The sequence below is a fragment of the Pontibacter chitinilyticus genome (genome assembly GCF_039748935.1).
GTDB lineage: Bacteria > Bacteroidota > Bacteroidia > Cytophagales > Hymenobacteraceae > Pontibacter > Pontibacter chitinilyticus.
Map to the genome: position 1 here is coordinate 352,633 of NZ_JBDIZJ010000002.1, position 26,460 is coordinate 379,092.

Annotated in this window: 28 protein-coding genes; 13 read left to right on the plus strand and 15 right to left on the minus strand. The window is 50.7% G+C overall.

From position 1 onward, the window contains the following. Window positions 1-23: 23 nt before the first annotated feature. From ABDW72_RS05060 to ABDW72_RS05075, 4 genes are all read right to left on the minus strand, one after another. A complete protein-coding gene (locus ABDW72_RS05060) occupies window positions 24-1,085 on the minus strand; it encodes an ABC transporter permease (protein ID WP_347157371.1) in 1,062 nt (353 codons plus the stop codon). 72 nt (window positions 1,086-1,157) lie between these two features. Beyond that, complete coding sequence (locus ABDW72_RS05065; RefSeq protein ID WP_347157372.1) at window positions 1,158-1,898, minus strand: hypothetical protein; 741 nt, start codon at window positions 1,896-1,898, stop codon at window positions 1,158-1,160. Beyond that, window positions 1,895-2,992, minus strand: a complete 1,098-nt coding sequence (locus ABDW72_RS05070; RefSeq protein ID WP_347157373.1) for a BT_3928 family protein — start codon at window positions 2,990-2,992, stop codon at window positions 1,895-1,897. Before ABDW72_RS05070 ends, ABDW72_RS05065 begins: the two co-directional genes overlap by 4 nt. Window positions 2,993-3,032: 40 nt before the next feature. Further along, the gene (locus ABDW72_RS05075; RefSeq protein ID WP_347157374.1) at window positions 3,033-3,587 is read right to left on the minus strand and encodes a DUF1599 domain-containing protein; all 555 of its coding nucleotides are present in this window, start codon (window positions 3,585-3,587) and stop codon (window positions 3,033-3,035) included. Between the two features lie 29 nt (window positions 3,588-3,616). Here ABDW72_RS05075 and folP point away from each other — a divergent pair, with 29 nt between their 5' ends. Both folP and cdaA read left to right on the plus strand, forming a co-directional pair. Further along, a complete protein-coding gene (gene folP, locus ABDW72_RS05080) occupies window positions 3,617-4,489 on the plus strand; it encodes a dihydropteroate synthase (RefSeq protein ID WP_347157375.1) in 873 nt (290 codons plus the stop codon). After that, a complete protein-coding gene (gene cdaA / locus ABDW72_RS05085) occupies window positions 4,486-5,328 on the plus strand; it encodes a diadenylate cyclase CdaA (protein ID WP_347157376.1) in 843 nt (280 codons plus the stop codon). Before folP ends, cdaA begins: the two co-directional genes overlap by 4 nt. Window positions 5,329-5,446: 118 nt before the next feature. On the opposite strand, the gene ABDW72_RS05090 is transcribed toward cdaA, so the two are convergent. The 4 genes from ABDW72_RS05090 to ABDW72_RS05105 all read right to left on the minus strand — a co-directional run bounded on the left by ABDW72_RS05090 (window position 5,447) and on the right by ABDW72_RS05105 (window position 8,514). Next, complete coding sequence (locus ABDW72_RS05090; RefSeq protein ID WP_347157377.1) at window positions 5,447-5,647, minus strand: PLDc N-terminal domain-containing protein; 201 nt, start codon at window positions 5,645-5,647, stop codon at window positions 5,447-5,449. Window positions 5,648-5,673: 26 nt separating this feature from the next. Beyond that, window positions 5,674-5,961: a hypothetical protein gene (locus ABDW72_RS05095; protein ID WP_347157378.1), complete on the minus strand. Its 288-nt coding sequence runs from the start codon at window positions 5,959-5,961 to the stop codon at window positions 5,674-5,676. A 95-nt stretch (window positions 5,962-6,056) separates the two neighbouring features. Then, on the minus strand, window positions 6,057-7,247 hold the full coding sequence (kbl, locus tag ABDW72_RS05100) for a glycine C-acetyltransferase (RefSeq protein ID WP_347157379.1): 1,191 nt from the start codon (window positions 7,245-7,247) through the stop codon (window positions 6,057-6,059). Window positions 7,248-7,308: 61 nt separating this feature from the next. Continuing rightward, a complete protein-coding gene (locus tag ABDW72_RS05105; RefSeq protein ID WP_347157380.1) occupies window positions 7,309-8,514 on the minus strand; it encodes a hypothetical protein in 1,206 nt (401 codons plus the stop codon). A 380-nt stretch (window positions 8,515-8,894) separates the two neighbouring features. On the opposite strand from ABDW72_RS05105, the gene ABDW72_RS05110 reads away from it, so the two are divergent. The 5 genes from ABDW72_RS05110 to ABDW72_RS05130 all read left to right on the plus strand — a co-directional run bounded on the left by ABDW72_RS05110 (window position 8,895) and on the right by ABDW72_RS05130 (window position 14,644). Next, window positions 8,895-9,869 (plus strand): NAD-dependent epimerase/dehydratase family protein, encoded by a 975-nt coding sequence (locus tag ABDW72_RS05110; protein ID WP_347157381.1) that lies wholly within the window; start codon window positions 8,895-8,897, stop codon window positions 9,867-9,869. Between the two features lie 807 nt (window positions 9,870-10,676). Then, window positions 10,677-11,402, plus strand: a complete 726-nt coding sequence (locus tag ABDW72_RS05115) for a DUF3891 family protein (protein ID WP_347157382.1) — start codon at window positions 10,677-10,679, stop codon at window positions 11,400-11,402. Window positions 11,403-11,548: 146 nt separating this feature from the next. After that, window positions 11,549-11,869 carry a thioredoxin family protein gene (locus ABDW72_RS05120; protein WP_347157383.1) on the plus strand — a complete coding sequence of 107 codons (321 nt, stop codon included), beginning with the start codon at window positions 11,549-11,551 and terminating at the stop codon, window positions 11,867-11,869. An 86-nt stretch (window positions 11,870-11,955) separates the two neighbouring features. Beyond that, window positions 11,956-13,410 carry a DUF4403 family protein gene (locus ABDW72_RS05125; protein WP_347157384.1) on the plus strand — a complete coding sequence of 485 codons (1,455 nt, stop codon included), beginning with the start codon at window positions 11,956-11,958 and terminating at the stop codon, window positions 13,408-13,410. Window positions 13,411-13,681: 271 nt separating this feature from the next. Beyond that, a complete protein-coding gene (locus ABDW72_RS05130) occupies window positions 13,682-14,644 on the plus strand; it encodes a YihY/virulence factor BrkB family protein (protein ID WP_347157385.1) in 963 nt (320 codons plus the stop codon). Window positions 14,645-14,704: 60 nt separating this feature from the next. On the opposite strand, the gene rlmN is transcribed toward ABDW72_RS05130, so the two are convergent. After that, window positions 14,705-15,778 carry a dual-specificity RNA methyltransferase RlmN gene (gene rlmN, locus ABDW72_RS05135; protein WP_347157386.1) on the minus strand — a complete coding sequence of 358 codons (1,074 nt, stop codon included), beginning with the start codon at window positions 15,776-15,778 and terminating at the stop codon, window positions 14,705-14,707. Between the two features lie 8 nt (window positions 15,779-15,786). Beyond that, complete coding sequence (locus ABDW72_RS05140) at window positions 15,787-16,227, minus strand: acyl-CoA thioesterase (protein WP_347157387.1); 441 nt, start codon at window positions 16,225-16,227, stop codon at window positions 15,787-15,789. 193 nt (window positions 16,228-16,420) lie between these two features. Between ABDW72_RS05140 and mnmC2 the strand changes: the two genes are divergently transcribed. The 5 genes from mnmC2 (at window position 16,421) to ABDW72_RS05165 (ending at window position 20,868) form a co-directional block, all read left to right on the plus strand. Further along, window positions 16,421-17,104 carry a tRNA (5-methylaminomethyl-2-thiouridine)(34)-methyltransferase MnmC2 gene (mnmC2, locus tag ABDW72_RS05145; RefSeq protein WP_347157388.1) on the plus strand — a complete coding sequence of 228 codons (684 nt, stop codon included), beginning with the start codon at window positions 16,421-16,423 and terminating at the stop codon, window positions 17,102-17,104. Window positions 17,105-17,226: 122 nt separating this feature from the next. Next, a complete protein-coding gene (locus ABDW72_RS05150) occupies window positions 17,227-17,718 on the plus strand; it encodes a glutathione peroxidase (protein ID WP_347157389.1) in 492 nt (163 codons plus the stop codon). A 402-nt stretch (window positions 17,719-18,120) separates the two neighbouring features. Beyond that, entirely contained in the window at window positions 18,121-18,417 is a 297-nt protein-coding gene (locus tag ABDW72_RS05155) for a hypothetical protein (RefSeq protein ID WP_347157390.1), read from the plus strand. A 268-nt stretch (window positions 18,418-18,685) separates the two neighbouring features. Further along, complete coding sequence (locus ABDW72_RS05160; RefSeq protein WP_347157391.1) at window positions 18,686-19,681, plus strand: aldo/keto reductase; 996 nt, start codon at window positions 18,686-18,688, stop codon at window positions 19,679-19,681. A gap of 218 nt (window positions 19,682-19,899) precedes the next feature. After that, window positions 19,900-20,868: a hypothetical protein gene (locus ABDW72_RS05165; protein ID WP_347157392.1), complete on the plus strand. Its 969-nt coding sequence runs from the start codon at window positions 19,900-19,902 to the stop codon at window positions 20,866-20,868. Between the two features lies 1 nt (window position 20,869). Here the strand turns inward: ABDW72_RS05165 and ABDW72_RS05170 are convergent, their stop codons facing one another. The 3 genes from ABDW72_RS05170 to ABDW72_RS05180 are packed head-to-tail and all read right to left on the minus strand — an operon-like array spanning window position 20,870 to window position 23,354. Then, on the minus strand, window positions 20,870-21,445 hold the full coding sequence (locus ABDW72_RS05170; protein WP_347157393.1) for a 5-formyltetrahydrofolate cyclo-ligase: 576 nt from the start codon (window positions 21,443-21,445) through the stop codon (window positions 20,870-20,872). Further along, the gene (gene bshC / locus ABDW72_RS05175; protein ID WP_347157394.1) at window positions 21,445-23,109 is read right to left on the minus strand and encodes a bacillithiol biosynthesis cysteine-adding enzyme BshC; all 1,665 of its coding nucleotides are present in this window, start codon (window positions 23,107-23,109) and stop codon (window positions 21,445-21,447) included. Before bshC ends, ABDW72_RS05170 begins: the two co-directional genes overlap by 1 nt. Next, on the minus strand, window positions 23,082-23,354 hold the full coding sequence (locus ABDW72_RS05180; protein WP_347157395.1) for a hypothetical protein: 273 nt from the start codon (window positions 23,352-23,354) through the stop codon (window positions 23,082-23,084). Before ABDW72_RS05180 ends, bshC begins: the two co-directional genes overlap by 28 nt. A 545-nt stretch (window positions 23,355-23,899) precedes the next feature. Here ABDW72_RS05180 and ABDW72_RS05185 point away from each other — a divergent pair. Further along, window positions 23,900-24,280 carry a PH domain-containing protein gene (locus ABDW72_RS05185; protein WP_347157396.1) on the plus strand — a complete coding sequence of 127 codons (381 nt, stop codon included), beginning with the start codon at window positions 23,900-23,902 and terminating at the stop codon, window positions 24,278-24,280. Between the two features lie 81 nt (window positions 24,281-24,361). Here the strand turns inward: ABDW72_RS05185 and rimO are convergent, their stop codons facing one another. After that, the gene (gene rimO, locus ABDW72_RS05190) at window positions 24,362-25,675 is read right to left on the minus strand and encodes a 30S ribosomal protein S12 methylthiotransferase RimO (protein ID WP_347157397.1); all 1,314 of its coding nucleotides are present in this window, start codon (window positions 25,673-25,675) and stop codon (window positions 24,362-24,364) included. 197 nt (window positions 25,676-25,872) lie between these two features. Beyond that, the gene (locus ABDW72_RS05195; RefSeq protein WP_347157398.1) at window positions 25,873-26,307 is read right to left on the minus strand and encodes a hypothetical protein; all 435 of its coding nucleotides are present in this window, start codon (window positions 26,305-26,307) and stop codon (window positions 25,873-25,875) included. Window positions 26,308-26,460: the final 153 nt, after the last annotated feature.

Here is a 26,460-nt window from a genome sequence, read left to right on the forward strand (position 1 = left end):
AATGAAAGTATAAGCTTGTGCTGTTACTCCAGCTTTACACGGGGGTCCAGCAAAGCGTAGAGCACATCTACCAGTATATTGATCAGCACAAACAAAAAGGCCACAAACAGTGTAGCGCCCATCACTAGCGGGAAGTCCAGGTTTTGTACTGCTTGCAGGGTTACCGAGCCAAGGCCTTTCCAGTTGAAGATGTATTCTATGAAAAAAGCACCGGCCATCAGCGAAGCCAGCCAACCCGACACGGCTGTCACCACGGGGTTGAGGGCATTTTTGAGGGCATGCCGCACCACTACTTTGTACTTGCTCAAGCCCTTGGCACGGGCCGTGCGAATGTAGTCCTGCGACATGACGTCGAGCATGGAACTGCGGGTGAGTTGCACGACAATGGCCAGCGGCCGCACGCCCAATGCAATAGCCGGAAGCAACAGGTTGCGGAGCATCAGTTGCTTGCCTCTGAACGGATCTATCTCGTAGAGCTGGCCGGTCAGGCTAAGCCCTGTCCAGTTGCTCCAGTAATAGCCAAAGGTGATGGCAATAAGTATGGCTGCCACAAAGGAGGGCACCGAAATGCCGAACACCGAAGTCGTGACCAAAGTATGATCTAAGGCACTGTGCGGGCGCAGCGAGGCCACTACTCCAAACAGAATGCCGAACACAGTCGCAATCAGCATGGCCGCTGCTGCCAGCCACATGGTACCAGAAAAATGATCAGCCAGAATAGCTGTTACGCTCTTATTGCTCTGAAAAGAGCGGCGCAGGTAAGGTGTTTTCCACACCAAAACATCCTGCCCAAAGTCGATCAACGTTGTATAATCATACTTCTGCTGGTTGGCTTCCGTATCTTCATGCACTGAGAGCGGCGACACATCATTGAGGTAATAGAGCAGTTGCACCGGTAGCGGCTTATCGAGACCCAGTTCTTTGGTGATCGCTTCGCGGGTAGAGAGGTCAGAGCGTTGGCCGGCCAGCAGCGCCACCGGATCGCCGGGCAGCACGTTAAACAGGAAGAATACCGCCACCAGCACCCCCAGCATGATCAGCAGGCCATGCCCCAGTCGGCTAAGTATAAATCCTATAAACTTCATAAGGTACTTGCTGTTACGTTCCCGCTAATGTAAGCTGCATATAAACTAAATGGAAAGCTTCCTTAGCTAGTTTTAGGATATAAATAGTTGATGCATCCCTACTATTTTCCAGTGCCCATCCACTTTCTCAAATTCTATAAATTCTCCTTTGCCGCACAAGCCACCACAATAGAACTCATAGTATAACACGCCTCTCGTTTGCTGTTTATTCCAGTAAATTTCAGAAAAGCTTATCTGCCCAATTGCCCTTTGCTTTTGCATAAGCCCTAACTCCTGGTAGGATGTAGCTTTGCCCAAAGAAATTACTTTGAAGGTGCAAGCATGAAAATCTTCAGGCTTATACTTCTGTTGCGGCTCAGATAATGTTGCCACTACTGCAGCACTATCTGTACTAAAATTATTCAGAAAGTAATTGTCTTTGTTTGCGACTGTTGTCCTATACTGATTATGCAGAAACTCCGTCACCTCGCGCTTACGGATTAACTTTTGAGCGAGATACATTATCCGGAACCTGGCAGTATCACCAAACTGCTCATGCTGCAGCTCTATCGCCTTCTGCTCAAACCTCTTTAGTTGAGCAGAGTCTGCAATTCTATTTCTCTCTACCTCCTTCGTAAGTTCCTCACGCCTTTCTCCTAAGTATAAGTTATAAAACCATCCTTCTACCAGTTCAATCAGTAAGTCATTATATACTTGTAATTCTGTATCGCTGGTCTGATAAGCACAGTTCTTATACTCTGCCACTTTAGCTTGACAGGCCATCAATGGCAATAGGGGTAGCAAAAGAAAAGATATTCGGAAGGTCATGATCACTCCCCTAACCGTTCTTTCACCTCTTCTATACTTGGCGTGTCGTTGTGGTGCCATTTGCCTTTTACGGTGCCGTTCTGCAGCAGCACCAAGCCAGGGTTGGCGCGGATGATCGTTTTAAGCACAGTGCCATCGCCAAAGTAGTAGGGCGCCGCCAGGTTTACATCATGGCGGAAGATCTCGAATTCCTGTCCGCTGCTGCTGGTAACTACCATAGGCTGAATCCCATTTTGTTCCGCTGCCTGCACCAGCTTATCTATTTTCTTAAAATCCTCCCGGTCAGCTGTAATGGCGTCCTGCACAATAATGAGTAGCTTATTGCCCGTAAACACCTCCTGTGTATGGTCGCCTTCATCGTTCCATACATTAAAATCGGTGATCTTAGGGCCATCTTCCGGGTTGATGGCTACCATCTCCTTAAACTTAAAAGTTTCATCGGTAGGGTACTCATCAAACTCCTGTTCCTGCCCGTTTTTCACCATCACATATTTGTAGCGCAACGGGGCCGAGGGCTTCATGAGCGCCTGAATGTTATTGCCTATTTTGTAGGAGCGAAAGTCGATGAACGGCAGGTGCTCGTAGGCATACCACCCGATAAAGATGGCAAGTATGGCTGCCATAGCCGTAACAGTTCCCGCAATGCGTGTGTGCACACTGGGCGGCAGATAACGGCGCGTCAAGAGCAGCACCACGATCATCACCAGCAGTACCAGGTCTTTTGTAAACGATTGCCAGGGCGTAAGCTTGATCGCATCGCCGAAGCAGCCGCAATCCGTTACTTTGTTAAAGTATGCCGAGTAAAAGGTGAGAAAGGTGAAAAACACGATCATGGCCAGCAGCGCAATCAAGATGCTTTTCAGGCGCCAGCGCAGCAGCAGCGCCACACCCAGCACAATTTCACCGGCACTCAGAAACACTGACAGGAACAGCGCCAGCGGCCGGAAGGCCAGGAAGAACGAGGCGAAGTCAGTAGCAAATACTTCAAAATATTCATCGAGTTTGATGGCGGTGCCCACCGGGTCGTTGATCTTGATTAGGCCCGAGAAGATGAACAACACCCCCACAAAAATCCAGCAAAACCTGCTTATCAGTTTCATTCTTTTCAGTTAAAAGTTGGAGAGTTAGAAGGTTAAAGTTTTACTGCGCTCCCGCTGCAAAACCCGCCAAAATCAGGGCAAATACGGCATAGTTGATCATGTCGCGGTAATTTGCCTCCACCCCTTCTGATATCAGCGTCTGGCCGGCATTATCTTCTATCTGCTTGGTGCGGTAAAGCTTCATTAGGATGATGTCGGTGATGGAGCTTACGCGCATGTCGCGCCAGGCTTCGTCGTAGTCGTGGTTTTTGGCGTTCAGTAGTTCCAGGTTCTGCCCGATGTGGTACATGTACTGGCGCTCCACCTCGTCGGCTGGCAACGAGAGCGCTGCATCGTCTGGCAAGTGCAGCTGCATCAGTGCAATCACGCAGTAGTTGATAATGCCGACAAACTCACTGTTGACGTCGTCGGCTACCAACTGCCGGCCTTTTTCCTGGATAGAGCGGATGCGCTGGGCTTTGATAAAGATCTGATCTGTAATAGAAGGAAGCCGCAGTACACGCCAGGCAGTGCCATAGTCCCTTGTTTTCTTCACAAATGTATCCTTGCAGTGCTGTACTACCCGATTATATTCCTGGAGTGTTTGACTAATCAACTTTTTAGCTTTAATTTTAAAAACAATTGATGCAGATGCCTACATTGGAAGCGAAAGATACGCTTTTTAGCAAAAAAACCACACTGAACTGTCGCGGAAAAATCCTGCCGCTGGACACTCCGAAGGTCATGGGCATCCTTAACCTGACACCCGACTCGTTTTACGCCGGCAGCCGCCTGTACTCTACAGCTGAAGCCGTAGAAAAAGCCGGTGCCATGCTGGCTGACGGCGCTGACATACTCGATACAGGAGGTTACAGCAGCCGCCCCGGCGCTGCAGATATCACGGTGCAGGAGGAATTAGACCGGGTTGTACCTGCAGTGGAAGCTATCATAAATGCTTTTCCGGAAGCCATACTTTCCGTGGATACATTTCGGGCAGAAGTGGCGGAGGCCGCTGTAGCTGCCGGCGCTGCTATTATCAATGACATTTCGGGTGGCCGCCTGGATGAGGCCATGTTTGAAACTGCGGCACGCCTGCAGGTGCCCTACATTCTGATGCACATGCGCGGCACCCCTCAAACCATGGCCAGCCTGGCGCAGTATGATGATGTAGTTCTGGAGGTGCTGGACGAATTGCAGGCAGCGGTAGCGAACCTGCAGCAAAAAGGCGTAAAAGATATTGTACTGGATCCTGGTTTTGGATTTGCTAAAACCATTCATCACAACTTTGAGTTACTGAACCGGCTAAGTGAACTGCGCCTGCTCGGCCTGCCTGTACTGGCAGGACTTTCGCGCAAATCCATGGCCTATAAATTCCTGGGCATTGACCAGGCGGATGCCCTGCCCGGCACAATAGCCCTCAACACGATGGCGTTGATGAAAGGGGCCGACATTTTGCGGGTACACGACGTAAAAGAGACTAAACAGACCATCGAACTTTACAAGAAAACAACACTTTGATATTTTTATTCAGCATAGGTTTTTTGGAGATCAGCTTCCTCGACATTGTGGATGTGCTGCTTGTTACGGTACTGCTGTACCAGTTGTACAAACTGCTGACGGGTAGTGTGGCGCTTAAGATTTTCCTGGGCCTGTTGTCGGTGTACCTGCTGTACCTGGTCGTGCGGGCAGCCGGCATGGAACTGCTCACCATTATTCTCGGTCAGTTTATGGGCGTGGGCGTGCTGGCGGCCATCATCGTGTTTCAGCCGGAGATACGCCGTTTTCTGCTGCTGATAGGCAAAACGACGGCCTTTAACAACGACCGCCTTTTCCGGAGCTTCCCCTGGCGCCGGGAAACAGCCGAAAAGATCAGCCTGACGCCATTTATTGAAGCCGCCAAATCGCTGGCCGCTAAAAACACGGGTGCGCTGATCGTATTTGCACGAAGCTCCGAGTTAAAATACTATGCCGAATCGGGCGATTTGATTGATGCAATTGTTTCCAAGCGCCTGCTCATCTCCATTTTTAACAAGAACAGCCCGCTGCACGACGGGGCCGTTATCATTGCCAACAACCGTGTGAAAGCGGCACGTTGCATTTTGCCTGTAACAGAGAACAACGATGTTCCGGCCTCTATGGGTTTGCGCCACCGGGCCGCCATCGGCCTGACAGAAGTAACCGATAGTGTGGTGCTGGTCGTGTCGGAAGAAACAGGGCAGGTAGCGCTTGTGCGAAACGGCGAAGTGTTTCGTAATCTTTCTTCTGCCGATCTGCGCATCAAGCTAAATCAGTTCCTGTTTGATACCGACCAGCAACCATCCGTTTCTCCTGCCGAAAAATCGATCAACGCTGCATAGCAGCTTTTCCAAAGTAGCGCGGCAATAGTATAGAAGGGTGGTAATTATCCGGTAAGCGTTGGCTATTGCTGAATTGCTGCGTTCTAGGCTGTATGCAAGTATGGCTTTGCTCCAGTTCCTATACTTCTCTGCCTCTCCTGAGAAAGAAGTAGGCCACCGGCCCCAGCACCGGCACTAACCACAGAGCCACCATCCAGAGCAGGCGCTGATTCAACGTATAATTTGAGCGGAAGATCAGATGGTAGAGGCAGTACACCACCAGCAGATAGTTTAATACAACTACCCAAAAGAGAACAGGGCTGTGGGCGAGTAATTTCATAATGATCCTTATCTTTCCGAAGCTCCTTAGAAAACCATTTCACTGAAAAACCATACCAGGTACGCCAGCGCCGGGGCGCAAAGCAGCAGAATCATTCCCAGGTTCAGGCGTGTCCACTGCGGGTTCAGCAGCATGCTGATGTATGCCTCTACCGACAACAGCAACGAGAAGTAAAACGTGATCTGCAGCAAGGTGTACATTATGTTGGCTTCTCCACGAATACCTGCCGTACTATATGCCAGGAAGGATACCACCAGCCAGGAGAGCACTGTGCCAAGTAGCAGTTGCCCGGCTTTTATTTTGATGTTGTTCATACGTTAAGCTCCGGAATTATAGTAGAACAAGGTATAAAATAAAAGCCACTCCCCTAGCAGAAAGTGGCTTTTCTATCGCTTCGTAAGTATGAATGTTACTTCAGCACGCCTAACTCGCGGCCTACTTCGGTGAATGCGGCAATCGCATGGTCAAGGTGCTCCTTGTCGTGCACTGCAGACAATTGTACCCGGATGCGCGCCTGCCCTTTAGGCACTACCGGGTAGTAGAAACCGATCACGTAAACACCGCGGTCCAGCATGCGGGCGGCAAACTCCTGCGCCAGCGGTGCATCGTATAGCATCACCGGCACAATCGGGTGGTCGCCGGGCTTAATGTCAAAACCAGCTTCGGTGATCTTCTCCCGGAAATACTTTGTGTTCCACTCCAACTTGTCGCGCAACTCGGTGGTAGCACTCAGCAGGTCCAACACAGCAATAGACGCCCCCACGATAGACGGTGCCAGCGAGTTGGAGAACAGGTAAGGGCGCGAGCGCTGGCGCAGCATGTCGATGATCTCTTTGCGCCCGGATGTAAACCCACCCATGGCACCGCCCAGCGCTTTGCCAAGCGTACCGGTAATAATGTCCACTTTCCCCATTACGTGGTGGTACTCGTGCGTGCCGCGGCCGGTCTGCCCCATAAAGCCGGTGGCGTGGGAGTCGTCTACCAGCAACACCGCTTTATACTTGTCGGCCAGTTCCACAATTCTATCCAGCTGTGCCACCGTGCCATCCATCGAGAACGCTCCATCGGTAACGATTACGCGGTGCTTGGCGCCTTGTGCCTCCTGCAGCTTTGCCTCCAGGTCAGCCATGTTGTTGTGCTCATATCGGAAGCGCTGCGCTTTGCACAAGCGAATGCCGTCGATGATAGAGGCATGGTTCAGGGCATCAGAAATAATAGCTGACTCCGCATCAAACAGTGGCTCAAACACACCACCGTTCGCATCGAAAGCCGCTGCATACAGAATAGTATCTTCCGTGCCCAGGAACTCCGATAGTTTACGCTCCAGCTCTTTGTGAATATCCTGCGTGCCGCAGATAAAACGCACTGAACTCATACCATAACCGTGGGTGTCGATTGCTTCTTTCGCCGCCTCAATTACGCGCGGGTGAGCTGACAGGCCCAGGTAGTTGTTGGCGCAGAAGTTGAGCACATGCGGCTGCAGGGTCGTGTCAATATCGGCTCCTTGAGGTGTGGTGATGATGCGTTCCTGTTTATAAAGGCCTGCTTCCTGTATTTCGGCGAGCTGCTGCTCCAGATCTGGTTTTAAAGTTCCGTACATAGTTTTCGTGGTTCGTTATGCGTTTCTCGTTGTTCGATTTCTAAGTATAAAATAAGTATAGCTAAACGCCGGTTGCGTCGCCGCTTTCATCCGACTTTGGCGGTAGCCGGCGCATGATGGGCCGCGGCCGCGGTGGTTTGGCCGCAGGAACATCCTCCGAAGGTTGGTTTTCAGAAGCCGCTGGTGTTTGCTGCTCTATTGCCTTCTCAGCCGCTGCATCCGGAGCAGCCGCGACTTCATTAGCCGTTACTACAGGCGATACTGGCTGCTCCTCTTCTGCCGGAGCGGCAGCTGGCCGCTTCATAATTGGGCGCGGTCGTGGCAGCCGGGGCTTTTCTTCCGCAGATGGTGCAGGCGCTGGAGTAGCCGGGCTTTCAGAACTCGGCTCCGGTTCCGGCGCTGCTGGATTTTGCAGGGCTACCGGTCGTTTCATTACAGGCCGTGGCCGTGGTGGTTTTACTTTTTCCACGGCAGGAGTTTGCTCCGCCGGTTCAGGATTTTTGTTCTCCGCTGCAGCAGCAGCTGGCTCTTGCGGTGGCTTTTGCAAGGCCACCGGCCGCTTCATCACAGGCCGCGGACGCTGCGGCTTCGGCGTATCCGGCGTAGCCGTTTCCGAGGCAGGTGCTGCTGTGGCCGGGGCAGCCGGTGTCTCCTCGGTCTGCTCCGGCGCAGGGCGCTGCAGGGCAGCAGGCCGTTTGATGATTGGCCTTGGCCGCACTGGTTTATCCTCTGCGGCGGCTGGTGCCGTTTCTCCGGCCTGTGCTGGCGCGGCAGACGTATCTGCTGCTGGTGTGTCTGGTTTAGCAATAACAGGGCGCTTGATAACGGGGCGGGGCCGGGCCGCTGGCTGCTGCTGATCTGCTGCTGCTTCTTTTCCGGCAGGCTCACCTTCTGTAGCCGGCTGCTGTAGTGCCGCAGGTCGGCGCACCACTGGCCGCGGCTTTGAAGCAACTGCCTTTTCTTCGGTTGTTTCCTGCGGAACGGCCGGTTTCAGCATTTCTGGTTGGTTTGCCGCTGGTGCAGGCGCTACAGCACGGCGCATGACAGCTGGTCGGGCTGCAGTAGCCGGCGCTGGTTTCGGCACTTCCTCCTCCGCTAGATGGTATTGCAGGCGCACGTTGTTGAGCACCATCTTCACAGAAGTATAGAAGCTGTTCGGATGCATCTGAGCGTACATTTCCTGCCAGGCCATAAACCGTGCAGGCTCTGCCGCCTTAAATGCTGCCGTGTTGATCCGCTTTTTTACCAGGTATTCTTCAAACGTCATGTTACAAGGGCTATACTTGGCTGGTGCCGCAAAGTTAAGCTTCGGACTTAAAAGTGCCCTGCCGCGCTGCACTCTGCCTTGCAAATATAAGAAAATCCATGCCGGGCCGGCGCATGTTACCGGTATCTTACGCGGTATTATCGATTTATTAAGTCTGCTGCTCCCCCTTTTCCGGCGGGTGTCTCCACCTTACCTTTGTTGCCAAGGTGAATAATGGTTAGTTAGTTTAATGAAATGGCCTGCCTGCAGCAGGCCATTTCTATTTTATCTCTCCTTGCCTCCTTTGCAGCACCACGAGCCATCCCCTCAGTTGTTTCTTAGCAGCACTGTTTAGTATTAACCCGAAATCGATTACTTTTGCGCAAAGATTCCTCGGGACTATGGCAAACAAACGTGAAACGGTATTGGTGATTGGCGCCTGCGGGCAGCTTGGTTCTGAGCTTACGCTGGAATTACGGCGCCTGTACGGCAATGCAAATGTAGTAGCAGCAGACATCGCTATGCCAAAACAGTCCGATTTACGCGATTCCGGTCCTTTTGAGAAGGTAGATGTGCTGAATACACAGGTGCTCGCCGACCTGGCTGCCAAGTATAAGTTCAAGCAGATTTATCACCTGGCTGCTGTACTTTCAGCCACAGGCGAGAAGAATCCTAAATTTGCCTGGCGCCTGAACATGGATGGCCTGTTTAACGTGCTGGACCTGGCCCTGGAACACCAGGTAAGCAAAGTATACTGGCCCAGTTCCATTGCTGTTTTTGGCCCCACCACACCGCGCCGTGCTACGCCCCAGCACACCATCATGGACCCTAACACGGTATATGGCATCAGCAAACAGGCTGGTGAGCGCTGGTGCGCCTACTATTTTGAAAAGTATGGCCTTGACGTACGCAGCCTCCGCTACCCCGGCTTGATCGGCTATAAAGCGCTGCCAGGCGGCGGCACCACCGATTACGCAGTAGACATTTACCACAAAGCGCTGCAAGGGGAGCCGTTTGAATGTTTCCTGGACAAGAATACATACCTGCCGATGATGTATATGCCTGATGCCTTAAAGGCGACGCTGGACCTGATGCATGCTCCCGCCGAACAGGTAAAAGTGCGGGATTCCTACAATTTAGGAGCGATGAGCTTCTCTCCCGACGAAATTGCCGCCTCCATCCGGCAGCATATTCCAGATTTTAAAATCATCTACAAGCCAGACGCCCGCCAGCAGATCGCCGACTCGTGGCCACAAAGTATAGACGATAGTGCTGCCCGGCAGGACTGGGGCTGGCAACCGGCCTACGATCTGGACACCATGACAGCTGATATGCTAACTAATTTGAAAAGGTTAAAAGCAGCACACACCTTTTAGGCTTTACTAGAAAGAAAATTGGTGTTATACCGGGCTCCCGCTCCTGGTGTGCAGAATTCGCTTTAGCGTTAAAGGTGCAGCAGGCTACTACACTTGCTTGTATATGAGCTTTGTAGCTCTAGCTAAGCAGAAACACCTTCCTACCCTCCTCAAAGAGGAAATCCGGCTGTAGGAGGAAGTTGATGTTACGTGCTATAGTATAAGAATAAGCTTCACTGTTCATAAGCTTCACTTCGTGGATCTGTATTGTCTCTTAGGCCCAGAGAAGTCAGAGACTTTACCTTCACCCCTTGTCACGAATGTGGAGATTCGCGCCAGTACACTTATTTATACTTGAGCATAAGTATAAGCTTGAGCTATGAGAAAGATTCCAGTCCTTGGGTGGAGCGCCTCGAGAGTTTCCGGTGCCGAGCTTTTGGGCGAGGCAGCCCGAGGCACGAGGGCAGGAAACGAAAGCAGCGCAATGCCCTTGTCGGGGGCCCCTGCCCCCCCCAGGACGTGCCCGCGCGGACTTAGAGCGCACCAAAGCCAAAGATGCAACAAGCCGCTTGTTATTCTACAGGATAAAAAGCGGCGTGCAAGTATAGCCTGCCTGCCAAAGTATAAACTACAGCTATCAAGTATAGCCGGAAGTATAAACAGAATATTAGCCACCGCCGATGCATGCGATGCCTCATTGCTTCCAGCACAACTTGCAAGAGTAAGCCTAAATTTCAAACAGCCACAACCAATAACAGCCGTACAGCGTCAGCAACATCCGCCTAACTTTCCCGGCAAAAAACAGTTATACTTTGCAAAAGAGCGAACATGATCGTAAACGCCATACCGGCAGGATGGGAAGTGATTTACCAGCAGGCGCACGGCATACTGGCAGCGCAGCTGGCCTACCACCTCAAACCTGAGCTGCAGTGCCTCTATTGGGTCGAAACTATGGTAGCCATTGCCAACCACGATAACCGCCAGAAGCCATGGCGCGGGCAGGATGGCCTGACAACCGCCGGTGCTCCCGCCGATTTCACGCTACAACCGAACACATTGGAACAGGCCCGGGCGCTGATGGATGCCGTACGGTTTCAGGGCAATTGGGTAGCGCTGCTCACTTCGCTGCATATGAGCTACCTCTATGAGCCTCGCCGCGGCGAAAGCCCCGCAACCGATGCATTTCTGGATGAACAGCGGCACCTCCAGCAGCATTACCGCAAGCAACTGGGTATTCCGCAGAAGCAGGCCCAGAAGGCATACGCCATCCTGCAATGGTGCGACAGCCTTTCGCTTATACTCTGCCGACGGGAGCTGCCCACGGCTGCGCGCGCCCTGGAAATAGCAAGCGGACCTGATGACCAAACATACTTTGTGAAGCAGCTGCCCGATGACACGCTACACGTGGAACCGTGGCCATTTGCACAAAACCAGATAGAGGTGCAAGCGGAATACCGCGAGCTAACGCAGTTGCAGTTTAAAGACGATGCTGCATTGGCACAGGCGCTACACCAGGCGGATGTCAAGTATAAAACGTGGCTTTTTAAAGCGTAAGCAGCAAATCATAACACATCGTTTTTTATCCTTTTCCGGCTTACGGCTGTACCACTATGGAGAACTCCTGTGGCCTCAAGACTAACCTGAAGTCATATTTCGCGTCTATAGAAGGGCACCTGCAGCTTTTAAAAACAGATAAATGCATGACAATGATAGTGGAATCAAACGATAACGATCTGCGCAAGCTGATCTTTAAAGAAAATAGAGTAATTGTAAAGTTTATAGATGAGAACTGCGCCGTTTGTAAGGCACTTGCCCCCAGCTTCAGCGCCTTTGCCGGTGATCCGGCCTATCAGTCCATTACTTTTGTTCGGATGAACGCCAAAGAGAACCCTGTTTCCAGCAAAGAAGTGCGCATGACGGGCACTCCCTTTATCGCAACCTATAAAAACGGAACGCTGTTAGCCTGTGGTGTTGTTGCTACCGAAGACGGCCTCCGCCAGCTCTTGCAACAACTCCTGTAGTATAAGTATGGTCCTGTTCACAATCTTGTAGCTGATTCGGAATAGTCGTTGTAACTTGCGCCACTTTTTCCTAAATCCGCTTAATAGTGAGAACGTTTGTTTTACCAAAGCACCTGCTGCTTTATGTTATTTGCGCCTGTGGTATTCTGGCCTTTTGGAGCTGCTCCAGCACGGCCAAGCTAGACGCCACGGCACCGGCTACCACTACGGCCGCCCCGGTATATCAGCCCAGGTTATCGTCCATCTCTATCCCGGTGTCGGTCTCTGTCGCCGCCGTGGCACAGCGCCTGAACCAGGAGGTAAAAGGCGTTTTGTATAAAGATGATAAGCTGGATGACGATAATGTAGCTGTAACAGTTACTAAAAACGGGCTGCTGAATATCCGTGCCGAGAAAGATAAAGTATACTTCAGCCTGCCGCTGCACATCTATGCCAAAGGCCGCTGGAAGTGGGACCCTTGCAAGTTGTGCCCCGCGATAGATAAGACGGAGGATACCAGCTTTGATATGGTGATCAAAACGGAAAGCAAAATAAGGCTCACCGAAGATTACAAGATCAGCACGGTAACCAGCGGCGACTTTGAATGGGGCGACACCAAACCGACGCTGCAACTGGGGCCGCTTACCATTGGCCTGGCCCGCTTTGTGGAGCCCGCCATGCGCAGCCAGATGGCCACTTTAACCAAGCAGCTGGACAGAGAACTACAGCAGTACCTGGACCTGCGCCAGTATGTAGTGCAGGCATGGCAGCTGATGCAACAGCCTGTAAAGCTGGATAATGACATGAATGCCTGGTTAACCATAGTACCGAAAGAAGTGCGTGTGGCTCCGCTGCTGGCGAGCAATGGCACGCTGAACACCCGTATCGGCATTACCTCATACGTAGCGGTTACAACCAACGGAAAGCCTGCAAGCCAGTTTAACAAAGAGCTGCCCAAGCTGATCATCGACAACCGCCTACGCGATGAGGTACAGATCGGGCTGACGGCAAACATACCTTATGCGTATGCTAGCCAGGTGTTGCAAACGCAGATAGCCGGACACACCTATTCCTTTGATGATGGCAAGAGCACGCTAACGGTAAATGAAGCAGCCATTACCCCGGCAGGCTCTCAACTGGTGCTGATGCTGGATGTAAATGGCAAAACCAAAACCGGCTTGTTCACCAAAAAAATTGTGGGCAAAGTATACCTGCGTGGCACCCCCTACTATGATGCCGCAACAGCCGCCATCAAAGTGCGCGACGTGGACTATGACCTTGACACAAAGGATAAGCTGCTGCGCACGGCCAGTTGGATGGCTAAAAACAAGTTTGTAGATATGATTGAGCAGCAGGTGAGCTTTCCGGTACAGAAGCAGCTGGATGATGCCAGAAAAATGCTGCAGGCCACCCTCGATCAGCAAGGGCATGTAAACCAGTCGTTGCTGCTGCAGGGCAAAATACAGGAGATTACCCCCGACGATATTTACCTGACGCCGGACGGCATAAAAGCCGTCGTAAACGCTACAGGCAAACTAAGCGCCACGATCGATAAACTTTAAAAGTCTTTACCAACAGAGGCCGCAACTCACTTGTCGGCCTCTGTTGGTTTTAGCCCGCTGCAACCGGTTAGGCAGCAGATCACAAGCGGGCGCAGCCCCTTTGCTGACTTCTTGCTGCTGTCTTTCAGCTAATTAAAGCGTTGGCTAAAGAGCACGGGAGCAACCACTCTTTTTAACAGGGAACCCGCTCGCACAGCCGCTAAAACCAACCCAGGGCCAAAACTGCCGTATCAAACAGCACAACTAATGCTAATTACGACATTATAAGCCTATGTCCGATTTTACTATAAAGGGCGCCTTGCCTATCCTGAAAGCATCTGTTAGCGAGTTTACAGCAAATAACGCGTTAAGCCTGGCAGCCGCTCTCGCCTTCAATGCCATCTTTTCCATTCCGCCGCTGCTCATCATTATTATTCGCGCCGCCGGTTTTTTCTATGGGCAGGAGGCAGTGTCCGGCAGGCTTGCCGACCAGATCTCCACCGCTGTTGGTTCAGGAGCTGCAGAAGGTATTCAATCCATTATTGAGAACGCGCAGGTGAGCGGCTCCGGGGGCCTGGCTCTCTGGATCGGCATCGGCACGCTGATCTTTGCCTCCACCACTTTCTTTGCCACCTTGCAACAGTCGCTTAACACCGTCTGGAACCTGAAAGTAAAGCCAACGAACAACATTTTGTATTTGATTCGGGAGCGTGTCTTCTCCTTCGGCATCATTCTAAGCATTGCGTTGCTTCTGCTGGTATCCTTCGTGATCAGTGCCGCCATTTCTATCCTGAGCGGCTACCTGAACAAACTGCTGCCAGACGTAGGGGTATGGGTAATCAAGTTAGTAGACTTTATCGTATCTGTAGGGCTGATCACTGTGCTGTTCGGGCTTATTTTCAAATACCTGCCCGACGCCATTATCCGCTGGAAAGATACCTTGATTGGGGCAGGTGTTACAGCACTACTCTTCACCATAGGTAAGTTCCTGATCAGCTGGTACATTGGCACCAGTGATCCGGGTTCTGCGTATGGTGCAGCCGGCTCTATCATCATTATTCTTATCTGGATCTATTATTCATCCATGATCGTGCTGTTTGGGGCCGAGTTCACGCAGCAGTATGCAAACCGCTTCGGGCAACACGTACGGCCAAAACGCCATGCCGTGTTTGTAGAGGAGCGCGAGGTGCGAAAAGAACGCCATGATGTGGAAAGTGGCCGGCCACCTGCCGAAGGACGGTTTAATAAAGAATAAACAAAAAGGCCCTGCCGTTTACACAACAGGGCCTTTTTGTTTTATAATCCGGCAGCTTATTTAAGCTGTTTGCTTCTCTTTTACAGCCAACTGGCCACAGGCGGCATCTATATCCTTGCCACGGCTGCGGCGCACGTTTACCTGCACACCCCGATCGGCCAGGTAATAAATAAAGGCTTGCCAGCGGTCCTCATCGGTGTTCTCATAATCTGCGTTCTCAATCGGGTTATACTCGATCAGGTTGATCTTGCAGGGGATAACTTTAGAAAAACGCAGCAGTTCTTCGGCATCCTGCAGGGTATCGTTAAAGTTATTGAATACGATGTACTCATAAGTCACTTTCCGTCCTGTCAGCTGGTGATAATACTTCAGCGCTTCGGTCAGGGCCTCTAGCGAGTTAGTTTCGTTGATCGGCATGATCTGGTTGCGCTTCTCGTCGTTGGCAGCATGCAGCGATAGCGCCAGGTTAGCTTTCACCCCATCATCAGCCATCTTTTTGATCATCTTGGCAATACCAGCAGTACTCACCGTTATGCGGCGGGCTGCCATGCCCAGGCCGTCGTGCGCTGTGATGCGCTCGATGCTCTTCATGACATTGGCATAGTTTAGCAGCGGCTCGCCCATACCCATATACACAATGTTGGTGAGCGGCACGCCATGCTGCTTCATACTTTGTTCGTTGATGCGCACCACCTGGTCGTAGATCTCGGCAGCATCCAGGTTACGGACACGGTCCATGTAGCCGGTAGCGCAGAACTTGCAGGTAAGCGAACAGCCCACCTGGCTCGATACGCAGGCTGTTTTGCGCTCATCATGCGGAATCAGCACGCCCTCTACAATATTGCTGTCGTGTAGTTTAAAGGCTGATTTTATTGTACCGTCGGAGCTTAACTGCTGCGTGGCTACCTGCACGGCATTGATGGCGAAATGCTGTTCCAGCTTTTCGCGCAGTGCCAGACTCACGTTGTTCATCTCCTCAAACGACCGGATAGAATGCTTCCAAAGCCACTCATAGATCTGTTTTGCACGGAACGGTTTCTCGCCCTGCTCTACCAGCCACGCTTTCAGCTCATCCAGAGACAACTTGCGGATGTCTTTCCTATGGAGAATATTTATATCTGCGATCAATGTCATACACAAAATTACAAAAAACCTTCCGCTTTAGTTTCAATCTTTGCCTTTACTTCGTGTGGCAGCGACATGAGCTTACGCGCCTCATAGTTAAAGCATAGCATGCCGGTTTTAGCGCGGGCCACCTCTTTGCCGTTCTGGTTGCTGACGTGGTAGGTAATATCAAAGCCATACTTGCTTAGCTCGTAGAAGGCCATTTTGATGTGGAGCGTATCGCCGTAAAAGCCTTCGCCTTTATACTCGATCGCGACATCAGCCATGATCAGGCTGGCTCCGCCCAGGTTCATTTCGCTGTAGCCAAAGTGGTGCAGCAGTTGCATGCGTGCCTCGTGCAGGATGGTGAGTAGCGCATCATTGCCCAGGTGCCCGCCATAATTCATATCCGTAATGCGCAGCGGGACGGTTGCTTCGTAATGCACATGAGCAGGTAGGGGCACGTGTATTCTGGCCATTATTTTTGGTGCTAAAGAGTTATGTAAGCGTATTTATACTTTATTTTGAAAGCAATGACGTGCTTTGCAGCCTGAAAGATCACGTTTAAAGATGCGCCTATAGCTTATACACTAAAGCAATTAGCAATAAACAACCAACTTGTTGCAGACAGGCTGCCGCAATGCGTACCTTTGTAAAGGTAATACAAAAGAAATGCACCTCGAAATACGCCAGACCAAAGACGGATCTAATACCCTGTTCGTGCCCGAGCTGAACGAACATTATCATTCGGTACATGGGGCTTTGCAGGAGTCGCAACATGTATTTATCAAGTATGGCCTGGAGCATGTGCTGCAGACTAAAAAAGACGTTAAAATACTCGAGGTAGGCTTTGGCACTGGCCTCAATGCGATCCTGACGTTTCCATTTGCACAGGCAAAGCAAGCGTTTATCCAATACGACACGCTGGAGAAATACCCGCTGGCAGCTGATGTGGTTGAACAGCTGCACTACGAAAGAATTATCCTGAACCCAGAGCTTTACGAGGTTTTCCTGCAGATGCACCAGGCCACATGGAACAAACCGGTAGACCTGATTCCATATTTCACGCTTCAGAAGATCCATGAAACGCTGGAAGAATTTATAGCGCCGGACCAGTACTATGACCTGGTTTACTTCGATGCTTTTGCGCCCGACAAGCAGCCGGAATTATGGGCAGCAGCCATATTTGACAAACTTTACAAGGCGCTGCGGCCAGGCGGCGTACTGGTGACGTATTGCGCCAAAGGCTCGTTTAAGCGAAGCCTGAAAGCAGCAGGCTTTACTGTAGAAGCACTGCCTGGCCCTCCGGGCAAACGCGAAATGACACGCGGCCTGAAGCCGGTTGCCACTCTTTAGCATTTGAAAAAAGTGCATCCAGGCAGGCTGCAGAGGCATTTGGCAGCAGCTCACGTATAAAGCGCAACATTATCGGGCTGCTTTGGTTTAAGCGTACGAACATTTATTAAAAACACAGCACTATGGCAGCATTCTATCAGTTATCGGCCAAGTCCCTGCAAGGGAAGGAAATAGCATTTGACCAGTTTCAGGGCAAAGTGGTGCTGGTGGTGAACACGGCCAGTAAGTGCGGCCTTACACCGCAGTATGAAGGCCTGGAGGCGCTCTACCGCAAGTATAAAGAGGCGGGCCTGGTGATCCTGGGTTTCCCCTGCAACCAGTTTGGCAACCAGGAGCCCGGCGGCAAGCAAGAAATAGAGGAAGGCTGTCTGGTGAACTATGGCGTCAGTTTCCCGATGTTTGATAAGGTGGAGGTGAATGGTGCCAATACGCATCCGGTATTCAGATACCTTAAATCGAAGCTTGGCGGCTTTTTTGGACGTCGTATAAAATGGAACTTCACCAAGTTTCTGCTCGATGCCAACGGGAAACCGGTAAAGCGTTTTGCCCCCATCACCAAGCCAGAAAGTATAGAGCCATACATCACGCAATTGCTCACTGAGGCGAAGGTCTAAACGGGTTTTCCTCTCTACGGTCATGCTATGGCTGCTGCGTTAAGCTTTGCACAGCTCCGGTGTTTTTCCTATTCGCTTCCGATTTGATTTGCTGCCATGCTCCTATACTTCAGCGTACTATTGCAGCAAGACGAGCTATGGCTTTCGTCCTATTCACTTTTTATCTTAAAAAGAGCACACTTTCAGCTGTAGTTTAGCGTTTCTTGGTCATCTTAAGCGTTCTTTTATTGGTCCTCATCCTGCTTATATCCAAAATTAAAGCAATACAGCAAAGTATGGCTCTGTAGTTATGTTGGGCTGCAATAAAAAAATAAGTTCTTACCAATGCGGCTATATGTTGTTTATCAAAAATTTAACTACTTTAGAGCGATTGAAGCGCTTCTAAAAACAATCACGCAATAAATGAAAAAATTACTAAAGAAAGTGATCAAGCCTTTTTTGCCTAGCTATGAAGTGGTTTGCACTAATTATCACATTATTCCAGGGCAGCCGGTAAACGGAAACCACTCCAAACACAAATTTGAGAAAGGCGCCAAAGAAGAAGCACGCAACTTTTATGTAAAAGTGGTTAACTCGGATATGACCAAAACCATGGCTCCGGTTGAGGTACACCTGAAGCGTCGTGGCAAGACAATCGAGAAATCTGAGTTTGGCCCCATACACGACCTGAAGAAGTATAAAATCGTTTACAAAGGCTAAGCAGCGCCACAACCGGCACCGCCAGCTTACAGCCCCTGCAGCACTTATGCGTTGCAGGGGCTGTGCTTTTTTGAGTGCTGCTACGATAGCGGCATTTTAACTTTTCCGTTATGCTGGTCGGCAGACTAGCGTTCAGGTAATTTTGTGGCTTTGGGTGAGGTCCTGCTGCGGCAGCGGCTATCGGAAATAAACCAATCTGCCATGTTCACGTTTTTATTTATTCTGAGGCTCTTGGCAAGGGAGCAAAATATAATAAATAAAAACAAACATGGAATATAGAAAATTAGGCACATCAGACCTGAATGTATCTGTTGTAACGTTTGGCGCATGGGCGGCCGGCGGCTGGATGTGGGGCGGAACTGAGCGTAAAGACGCCGTGGAGGCTATCAGAGCGTCTTATGATCTGGGCGTCACCTCTATCGACACCGCACCAATCTATGGCCAGGGCACCAGCGAAGAGATTGTAGGGGAAGCCATCAAAAGTTTGCCGCGCGACAAGGTGCAGATCCTGACCAAGTATGGCATGCGCTGGGACGTAGCCAAAGGCGATTTCGGTTTTAAAAGCAAAGACAACAGCGGCAAGGACATTGACGTGTACAAGTATGCCGGTCGCGAAAGTATCATCAAAGAGTGCGAGGATAGCCTTCGCCGCCTCGGCACCGACTACATCGACCTGTACCAGATTCACTGGCCCGACTCGACCACACCAATCGAGGAGACCATGGAAACAGTGGCGCAGCTCATAAAAGAAGGAAAAGTGCGCCAGGCCGGCGTCTGCAACTATGATGTTGCGCAGATGCGGGAGGCGGAAAAGTATGTGCAGTTGGTATCAAACCAGGTGCCCTATAGTATGGTAAAGCGCGACATTGAGGCTGATGTGGTGCCCTACTGTATCGACAATAACAAATCCATCCTCGCTTACAGTCCGTTGGAGCGCGGCCTGCTGACGGGCAAGATGAAGCCCGGCTATACCTTTAGCGAAGGCGATCACCGCGCCGGTTTATACTTCTTTAAAGACGAAAACCTGAAGCGCACCGATGCTTTCCTGAAAAAGATACAGCCTTTGGCCAACGAGAAGAATGCTACCCTGGCGCAGTTGGTCATCCGCTGGACCGTGGAGCAGCCCGGCATTACCATTGCGCTGGTAGGCGCCCGCAACGCCGACCAGGCTACGCAAAACGCAAAAGCCCTCCATGTAAAGCTAAGCCCGGAAGAGGTAAGCTTCATTACCGAAGAACTGAACAAGCTGGAACTGGTGAAATAGCAACGCCACTTATACATTGCAAAAGGCAGCTGCTATACTTTAGCAGCTGCCTTTCTATATCTACGCGTTTGAAGCTGTGCAATCCAAAGAGACGCCCAGACCATGGCTGCACAGAACCGGTTCTTACACGCAAAGAATCACAGCAACTTTGGTATACTTTATCTTATTCTGGCTATATTACAAAGAGCGTTAACCTGTTGTAAAACCTATTTCTTAGCATGGCTATGGAGCAATATGAAGTACCTGCTGTTTTTGCTTACATCAAGTATGAAGGAGCGCTGGTGCAGGAAGGTTTTCTGGATGCCCGGAAAGCGGGCGAAGCACTCCTGGGAATTGATGAGGCGTTGCGTTTCTTTATACAGCACGAAGACACGTCGCTGGAGCACGTTACTTTTGAAATACCGGTTCGGGTAAGAAAAGGCAGCTGGGAAACGATTTTCCCGGAAGACGTTGATGCCTTGCTGCTCAAAGCCTCTGCCACCTGGGAGGAGAGCAAATACTTTGGAACAGCTTTAAACGAAATTCCTGCAACGGACTTAAAGGAGTTAGGCTTCAAAGCTATATTTAAGAACGCATTTAAAGCCATGACTTGGGTGATGAAGATCGCGAAGCACACAGGCTCCCTCACCCATAAAAAGATCAGTCAAGTGGAGTTTACCGGCGATAACAAAGTCTCCGTTGGCAATGCGGCAGGTGAAGTTCTGGTTGTTCCGGCGCAATACCTGAAAGTGTTTGCCGCCTGCCCAGGCGACCTGTTTAAGCGGCTGGCTAAAGTGATAGCAGAAGAACGAGTATTAGTGGTCGGGTACCAGAATGCGGATGGCGCCAACTATGTCAGCATAGATGCTCAGAAGAAATTTATTTTTCTCCCAAACGAAGATGAGAATGAGATCCTTTTCCCGGACCTGCGACACAACATGTATGTAACGCTGGAAGGCCACATTTCCAGAGGAAACGAGAACTCAAACACACTTGGATTTCTGTATCAGGACCATGTGCTGACATGCTATCCACACGAAGGCAACATCAAACAGTATAAAACAGCCCTGTTTACAAACGCTACTGTGAAAGGATTTGTAGACCGGCTGGATAAAAAGTCAGGAGAGTTGCTGGAGAAAAGGCCCAGGATCCGGTTCATCGAAATAACGTCTGCTGAGTCGGAAAACAGGCAGCTAAAGCTTTTTTAAGCTACTGCCGCCGCCATACTCCTTCCGGCATGACCACAGCATCCAGCGGAATATCGAACGCATTGGCATCAGTTATACTTTCTACGGGCGGCGCTAAAGACAAGCCGATCTTCAGTACATCCGGGCGGCAATCGGCCAGAAAACGGTCGTAGAAACCTTTGCCATACCCTACACGGTGGCCATACTTATCAAACGCCAGCAACGGAACCAGCACGATATCTACTTCGGGAGCAAGTATAAGCTGCGCATTTTGCGGTTCGGGAATACCCCAGGCATTTTCCACGAGTACGGCCTCATCTGTGAGGTGGTGGTGGGTGAGGACATGTTGTGCCACATCCGTAACCGGCACGGCTACGCGTACCTCCGGGTGCTCCAGTCGTAGCCGTTCGATAACAGGCCAGGTGTTTACCTCGTTATTTTTGATGATCGGCAGGAACACATGCACGGTTTGCCCTGCGTGCAGCGGAAAATGCGTAAAAAATTGATCGGCAATACGCGCGCTGCATTGCTGCACTTCTTCTAATGGCAAGGTGCGCCGCTGCTGCAGCATCTGCCGCCGGAGCTCCGCTTTCCGCATTATGCTTCTTCCAGTATCGTAAACTTCAGCTCAAAAGGATCAAATGCTTCTACTAAAGCCTGTATAAAGTCCGGGTTGTTGGTTTTATAGGTGAGCAGGTTATCGTGGCGCTCCTGCAGGCTGCCGTTCGGAAACAGCTTCTCTTTCAGGTTCTCCAGTTGCTTAAAGGTCTGCTCGTGCTTGTTGTCGCGCGCTTTGGATATTTTCTTCTCCAGCATCTGCAGTGCGTTGAGCGCCTTCTGCTCCTCCGCTCCTACGGCTTTTACCAGCGTTGGGTCCACCTCTTTTGCCAGTTGCTCTACCTGGGCAAACGCAGCAGCTACGGCTTTCCGCTGCGCCTCCAGGCTAATCTCCTCCTCGTGTATCTGGCTGGATAGCTGCTTTTTCAGCTCCTGGTAATCCTGGAACAAATCCTGCGGCTGCAGGTCCAGTTTGTGCATGCGGCTGGCGTTGCTTTGCGTAATATACAAGGCCGAGTTGCGCAGCATCAGCACCGGAAAAGCCACCTCGTAAGCGGCAAAAAGCTTCTTTAGCTGGAACCAGTACGCCACCTCTGCGCCGCCGCCGATGTAGGCCAGGTTCGGCAGAATCAGTTCCTCGTAAAGCGGCCGCAAAATCACATTTGGGCTGAAACGCTCCGGGTGCTCCTCTGCCTCCTGCCGTATTGCTTCCAGCGTAAACCGGATCTCTGTATTCAGCACCTGGTACGTGCCGTTCTCTTCCACAATGCGTTCCCGCAAGCTATCCGTCAGGTAAAACAAGTTGATCTCGCGTGAGTATACCTGCGGCTTGTAACCCAGTTCCTCCAGTTGTGCGCTTGCCTCTTCTACCAACTTGTTCGACAGTTGCTCCGTCAGCTCTTTCTCCACAACCGGTAGCAGCGCCTTCTTCAGCGTCGCATCGTCGCCGTCTATACTTACCAGGCCATATTCTCCAAACAGCGCATGCGTGATAGCGCGGGTAGCAGCTGCCAGGTTTTTGCTGTTGCGATAGGCTTCTTCAAAAACCGGATAGGCTTCCGGCAGCACCTCCAGTACTTTCTCCAGGCCATCCGTCGTAAAGCGGCCTACGGCACCAGTTTGGTCCGTTTCCCATGTATAAGTCTTGCCAAAAAGGCTGAAATGGTTGATCTCGGCAAAATCATGATCTTCAGTAGCCATCCAGTATACCGGCACAAAGTTGTAGTCCGGGTACTGCTGCTGCAGTTGCCGGCACATATTAATGGCCGTAATAATTTTATACACGAAGTATAAAGGACCGGTAAAAATATTAAGCTGATGGCCGGTAGTAATGGTGTAGGTATTTGGCTGCTGTAGCAGATCGAGGCTTTGCTGCACCTGCGGGTGAATGTCGGCTACAGAAGTATACTGCTGCTGCAGTGCCTGGCAGAGTGTCTGGCGCTGTTCTGGGCTAAAGCGCTTCTCTTTCAGCTGCGCTTCAAACGCTTCGATGCTCGGAAAGTGATTGTAGAACGGGCGCAGCTGCTCGCTCCGACCGAGGTAATCTGCTATGGTTTGGGAGAATGCGCCAGTCGCTGCATACTCCATTTCGGTGATTTTCATGTTCTGTACTTCCATCCGCTTGGCCTTGGGTATAGCCTCTTTAACAGTTATGCTGGAAATGTGTTGCACCTGGCCTATACTTTGCCAGCTGGTCTGCCGCAAAGTAACGGCTTTATTTTCGGTTTTGCAGCCGATCCGATAGAAAGCAGGTGGAGAGGGATAAGTTGCAAGGGAAAAGAGCTATAGGATGTATTTGCATGAAAGGCATAGGGATGCAGATTACCTGTTGAGTTTAACTTATACTTCTGGCTATACTTGGTAGCGGCTGCTTCATACTTAAGCAGGCTGGTTATACTTGCTAGTTTTGGTTTGATGCGCAGTTTTATACTTGCCTTGTTGCATCTCATACTTTGGTGCGCTCTAAGCCCGCGAGGGCATGTCCTAGGGGGGCAGGTGCCCCCGACAAGGGCACCGCGCGGTGGCGTGAACCTGCGCGGGCGCGCTGCCTTACAGGCACCGCAACCCACCAAGGCGCTCCACCCAATAACTGGAAGCTTTCTTATAGCTACAGTTTATATTGATCTGAAGTATAAAGAAGTATACTGCCACGAATCTCCTGATTTGTGACTTGCAGTAAAACTGAAGTCTCTGACTTCTCTGGTCCAAAGGGACAAAGCAGCACTACGAGTAAAGCCCATACTATCTATACTTCTCCAACAGCCAAAACTACAACGCCTATACTTAAGAACGCCTATACTTAAACTAAAGTAGTAACAGACTCCCCTCCTTAGACAAGTGAGAACGCGAGTTCGAAACTTGCGGGCGTAGCTCTGAGGGGCAGGGGGATTGGACCCGGTCCTACAAAAGACCTCCTAAGTTCCTATATACACCCGCCCATAACCTAATTGCTGACAGACGTAAACAAGAGTATACGATTCAAAACAATACAACAATGGGATTACTAAGCGGCATGATGGGACACGCATCGGAAGTGTCTATCGAAAAAATAACAGACGAATTTCAACCAATCCTCATTACAGACGAAACGATTGAGCGTGCCTACCGGCTGATTCGGGACATGCTCGTGTTTACCAACAAGCGCCTGATCATCGTAAACAAGCAGGGTGTCACCGCCTCTAAAAAAGACTACCAGAGCATTCCTTATGGCAGTATTAAAATGTTCTCAAAAGAAAGCGCCGGCATCGCTGACCTGGATGCGGAACTGAAGATCTGGCTTACCGGCGAACTGGAGCCAACCATCCGGCAGGACTTTAAGAAAGGGGAAAACATTAACGAAGCGTACCGGGTACTGAGCAGGTATGTGCTGAAGTAGCACTGTGCACAAAGCTTAAAAAAGATGAGGCCAGACAGGATTTATACCTAGCTGGCCTCTTCTTAATAATGATTCAAGTACTTAGCTCACGACTTCTCCATATAGGTCGAAGTCGGAAGAATCGGTGATCTTTACGTGGGCAAAATCGCCAAGGCGTATGTAGTTGCTGTCAGCCGGCACCAGTACTTCGTTGTCTACTTCCGGCGAATCATATTGGGTACGACCTACAAAGTAGCCGCTTTCTTTGCGATCGAACAGCACTTTATAGGTTTGGCCGATTTTCTCCTCGTTCAACTCCACCGAAATCCCCTGCTGCAGCTCCATAATCGCATCGGCACGTTCCTGCTTCACCTCGTCCGGCACATTATCTTCTAAGGTATAGGAGTGGGTGTTGTCTTCGTGTGAGTAGGTGAAGATGCCCAAGCGGTCAAATCGCGTCTCCTCTACCCAATCGTACAGCTCTTGGAAATCCTGATCCGTTTCGCCCGGATGCCCGGCAATTAGCGTGGTACGTAGCGCGATGTCTGGTACGCGCTGGCGGATCTGATCTACCAGCTCAATGGTGCGGCGCTTGCTGATACCGCGGCGCATGGTCTTGAGCATGTTATCCGAAATGTGTTGCAGTGGCATGTCTATGTACTTGCAGATGTTCTCACGCTCGTTCATCACATCAAACACCTCCATCGGGAACTGCGACGGGTAGGCATATTGCATCCTGATCCATTCAATGCCCTCTACATCCGACAGGTTGCGAAGCAGATCAGCCAGCTTGCGCTCGCCATAGTGCTGCAGGCCGTAGTAGGTCAGGTCTTGCGCAATTAGCACCAGTTCTTTGGTGCCCATACTTGCCAGGCGCTTCGCCTCCTTCACCAGGTCCTCAATGGGGCGGTCTACGTGCTTGCCGCGCATCAGCGGGATAGCACAGAAAGAGCAGGGGCGGTTACAGCCTTCGGCAATTTTAAAATAGGCGTAGTGTGATGGCGTGGTGAGCAAACGCTCGCCAATTAGCTCGTGCTTGTAGTCGGCCTCTAACGTTTTGAGCAGGCGCGGCAACTCCAGCGTACCAAAGTAGGCATCTACCTGCGGAATCTCCTGCTCCAGCGAATCTTTGTAGCGCTGCGAGAGGCAGCCGGTCACATACAGTTTATCGATCTGGCCCGCTTCTTTGGCATCGGCATAGCGCAGGATTGTATCGATAGACTCCTGCTTGGCATTGTCGATAAAGCCGCAGGTATTCACGATGATGATATTCGAGTCGTCTTTGTCGGACTCATGCGCCACGTCAAACTCATTGGCACGCAGCTGGCCCATCAGCACTTCTGAATCCACCAGGTTTTTGGAACAACCGAGCGTTACGACGTTTACTTTATCTTTTTTGAGTGATCTTACTTTCACTTATATGTAATTAAGAGAGTATGCGATAATAATTTAGAACCCGCCCCGGCTCCGATTGGTTCGTTTCGTAAACCGGCCTGCAAAGGTACGATATGTTTGACAAATAAATAGGGGATAGCGCTTTAGCAGGTTCTCTTGCCGGAATTTAGAGGAGGACGGCGGCTACTTCCGCCTCACGTAACTTGTCTCTTGCAGCTTCAACCCACTATATCCGTATGGGGGCTCGCCAGCGCAGCCTGGGCAAACCACTCCCGACCTGCTTCCGGGCTTTTTACCATTTCAATTGCAATTGGCAAATGGTAGCTGGTAATAAGCAGCGAAAGCACCTGATACAAATTGTTGTCCCAGAGAAAATCCGGCGACTCCAGAAGGGCAATATTTCGTAAAGTGGTATAGGGGATGTGCTGGATAAAATAGTTTATGACTTCCTCTGTCAGCACACCTCCCGCCGGAATGCCGGAGTCTATAATCAGGTTTCTTACTTTGCGTTCCTGAATTATGGCAAACAAGGAAATGATAGTTTGATAAAATAGGGGCGACTCTACACTTAGCGCATCAGACCACTTGACGGTGAATACATTTTGGGCGACCTCGTACGTCACCTCCATGAAATCATTCTTAATTATATACATCAGCAGTATAAGTGTTAAGAGAACAGCTACTTTCCTTTCCCAGCACAAAAAGCGGCGTTATACTTCTCAATATAGCTTACCTCCGAAATGCTGTACAGCTAATTCAGCAAAAGTATGGAGAGGCCGTAAATATAGTATAACCAGGCGCTCGTT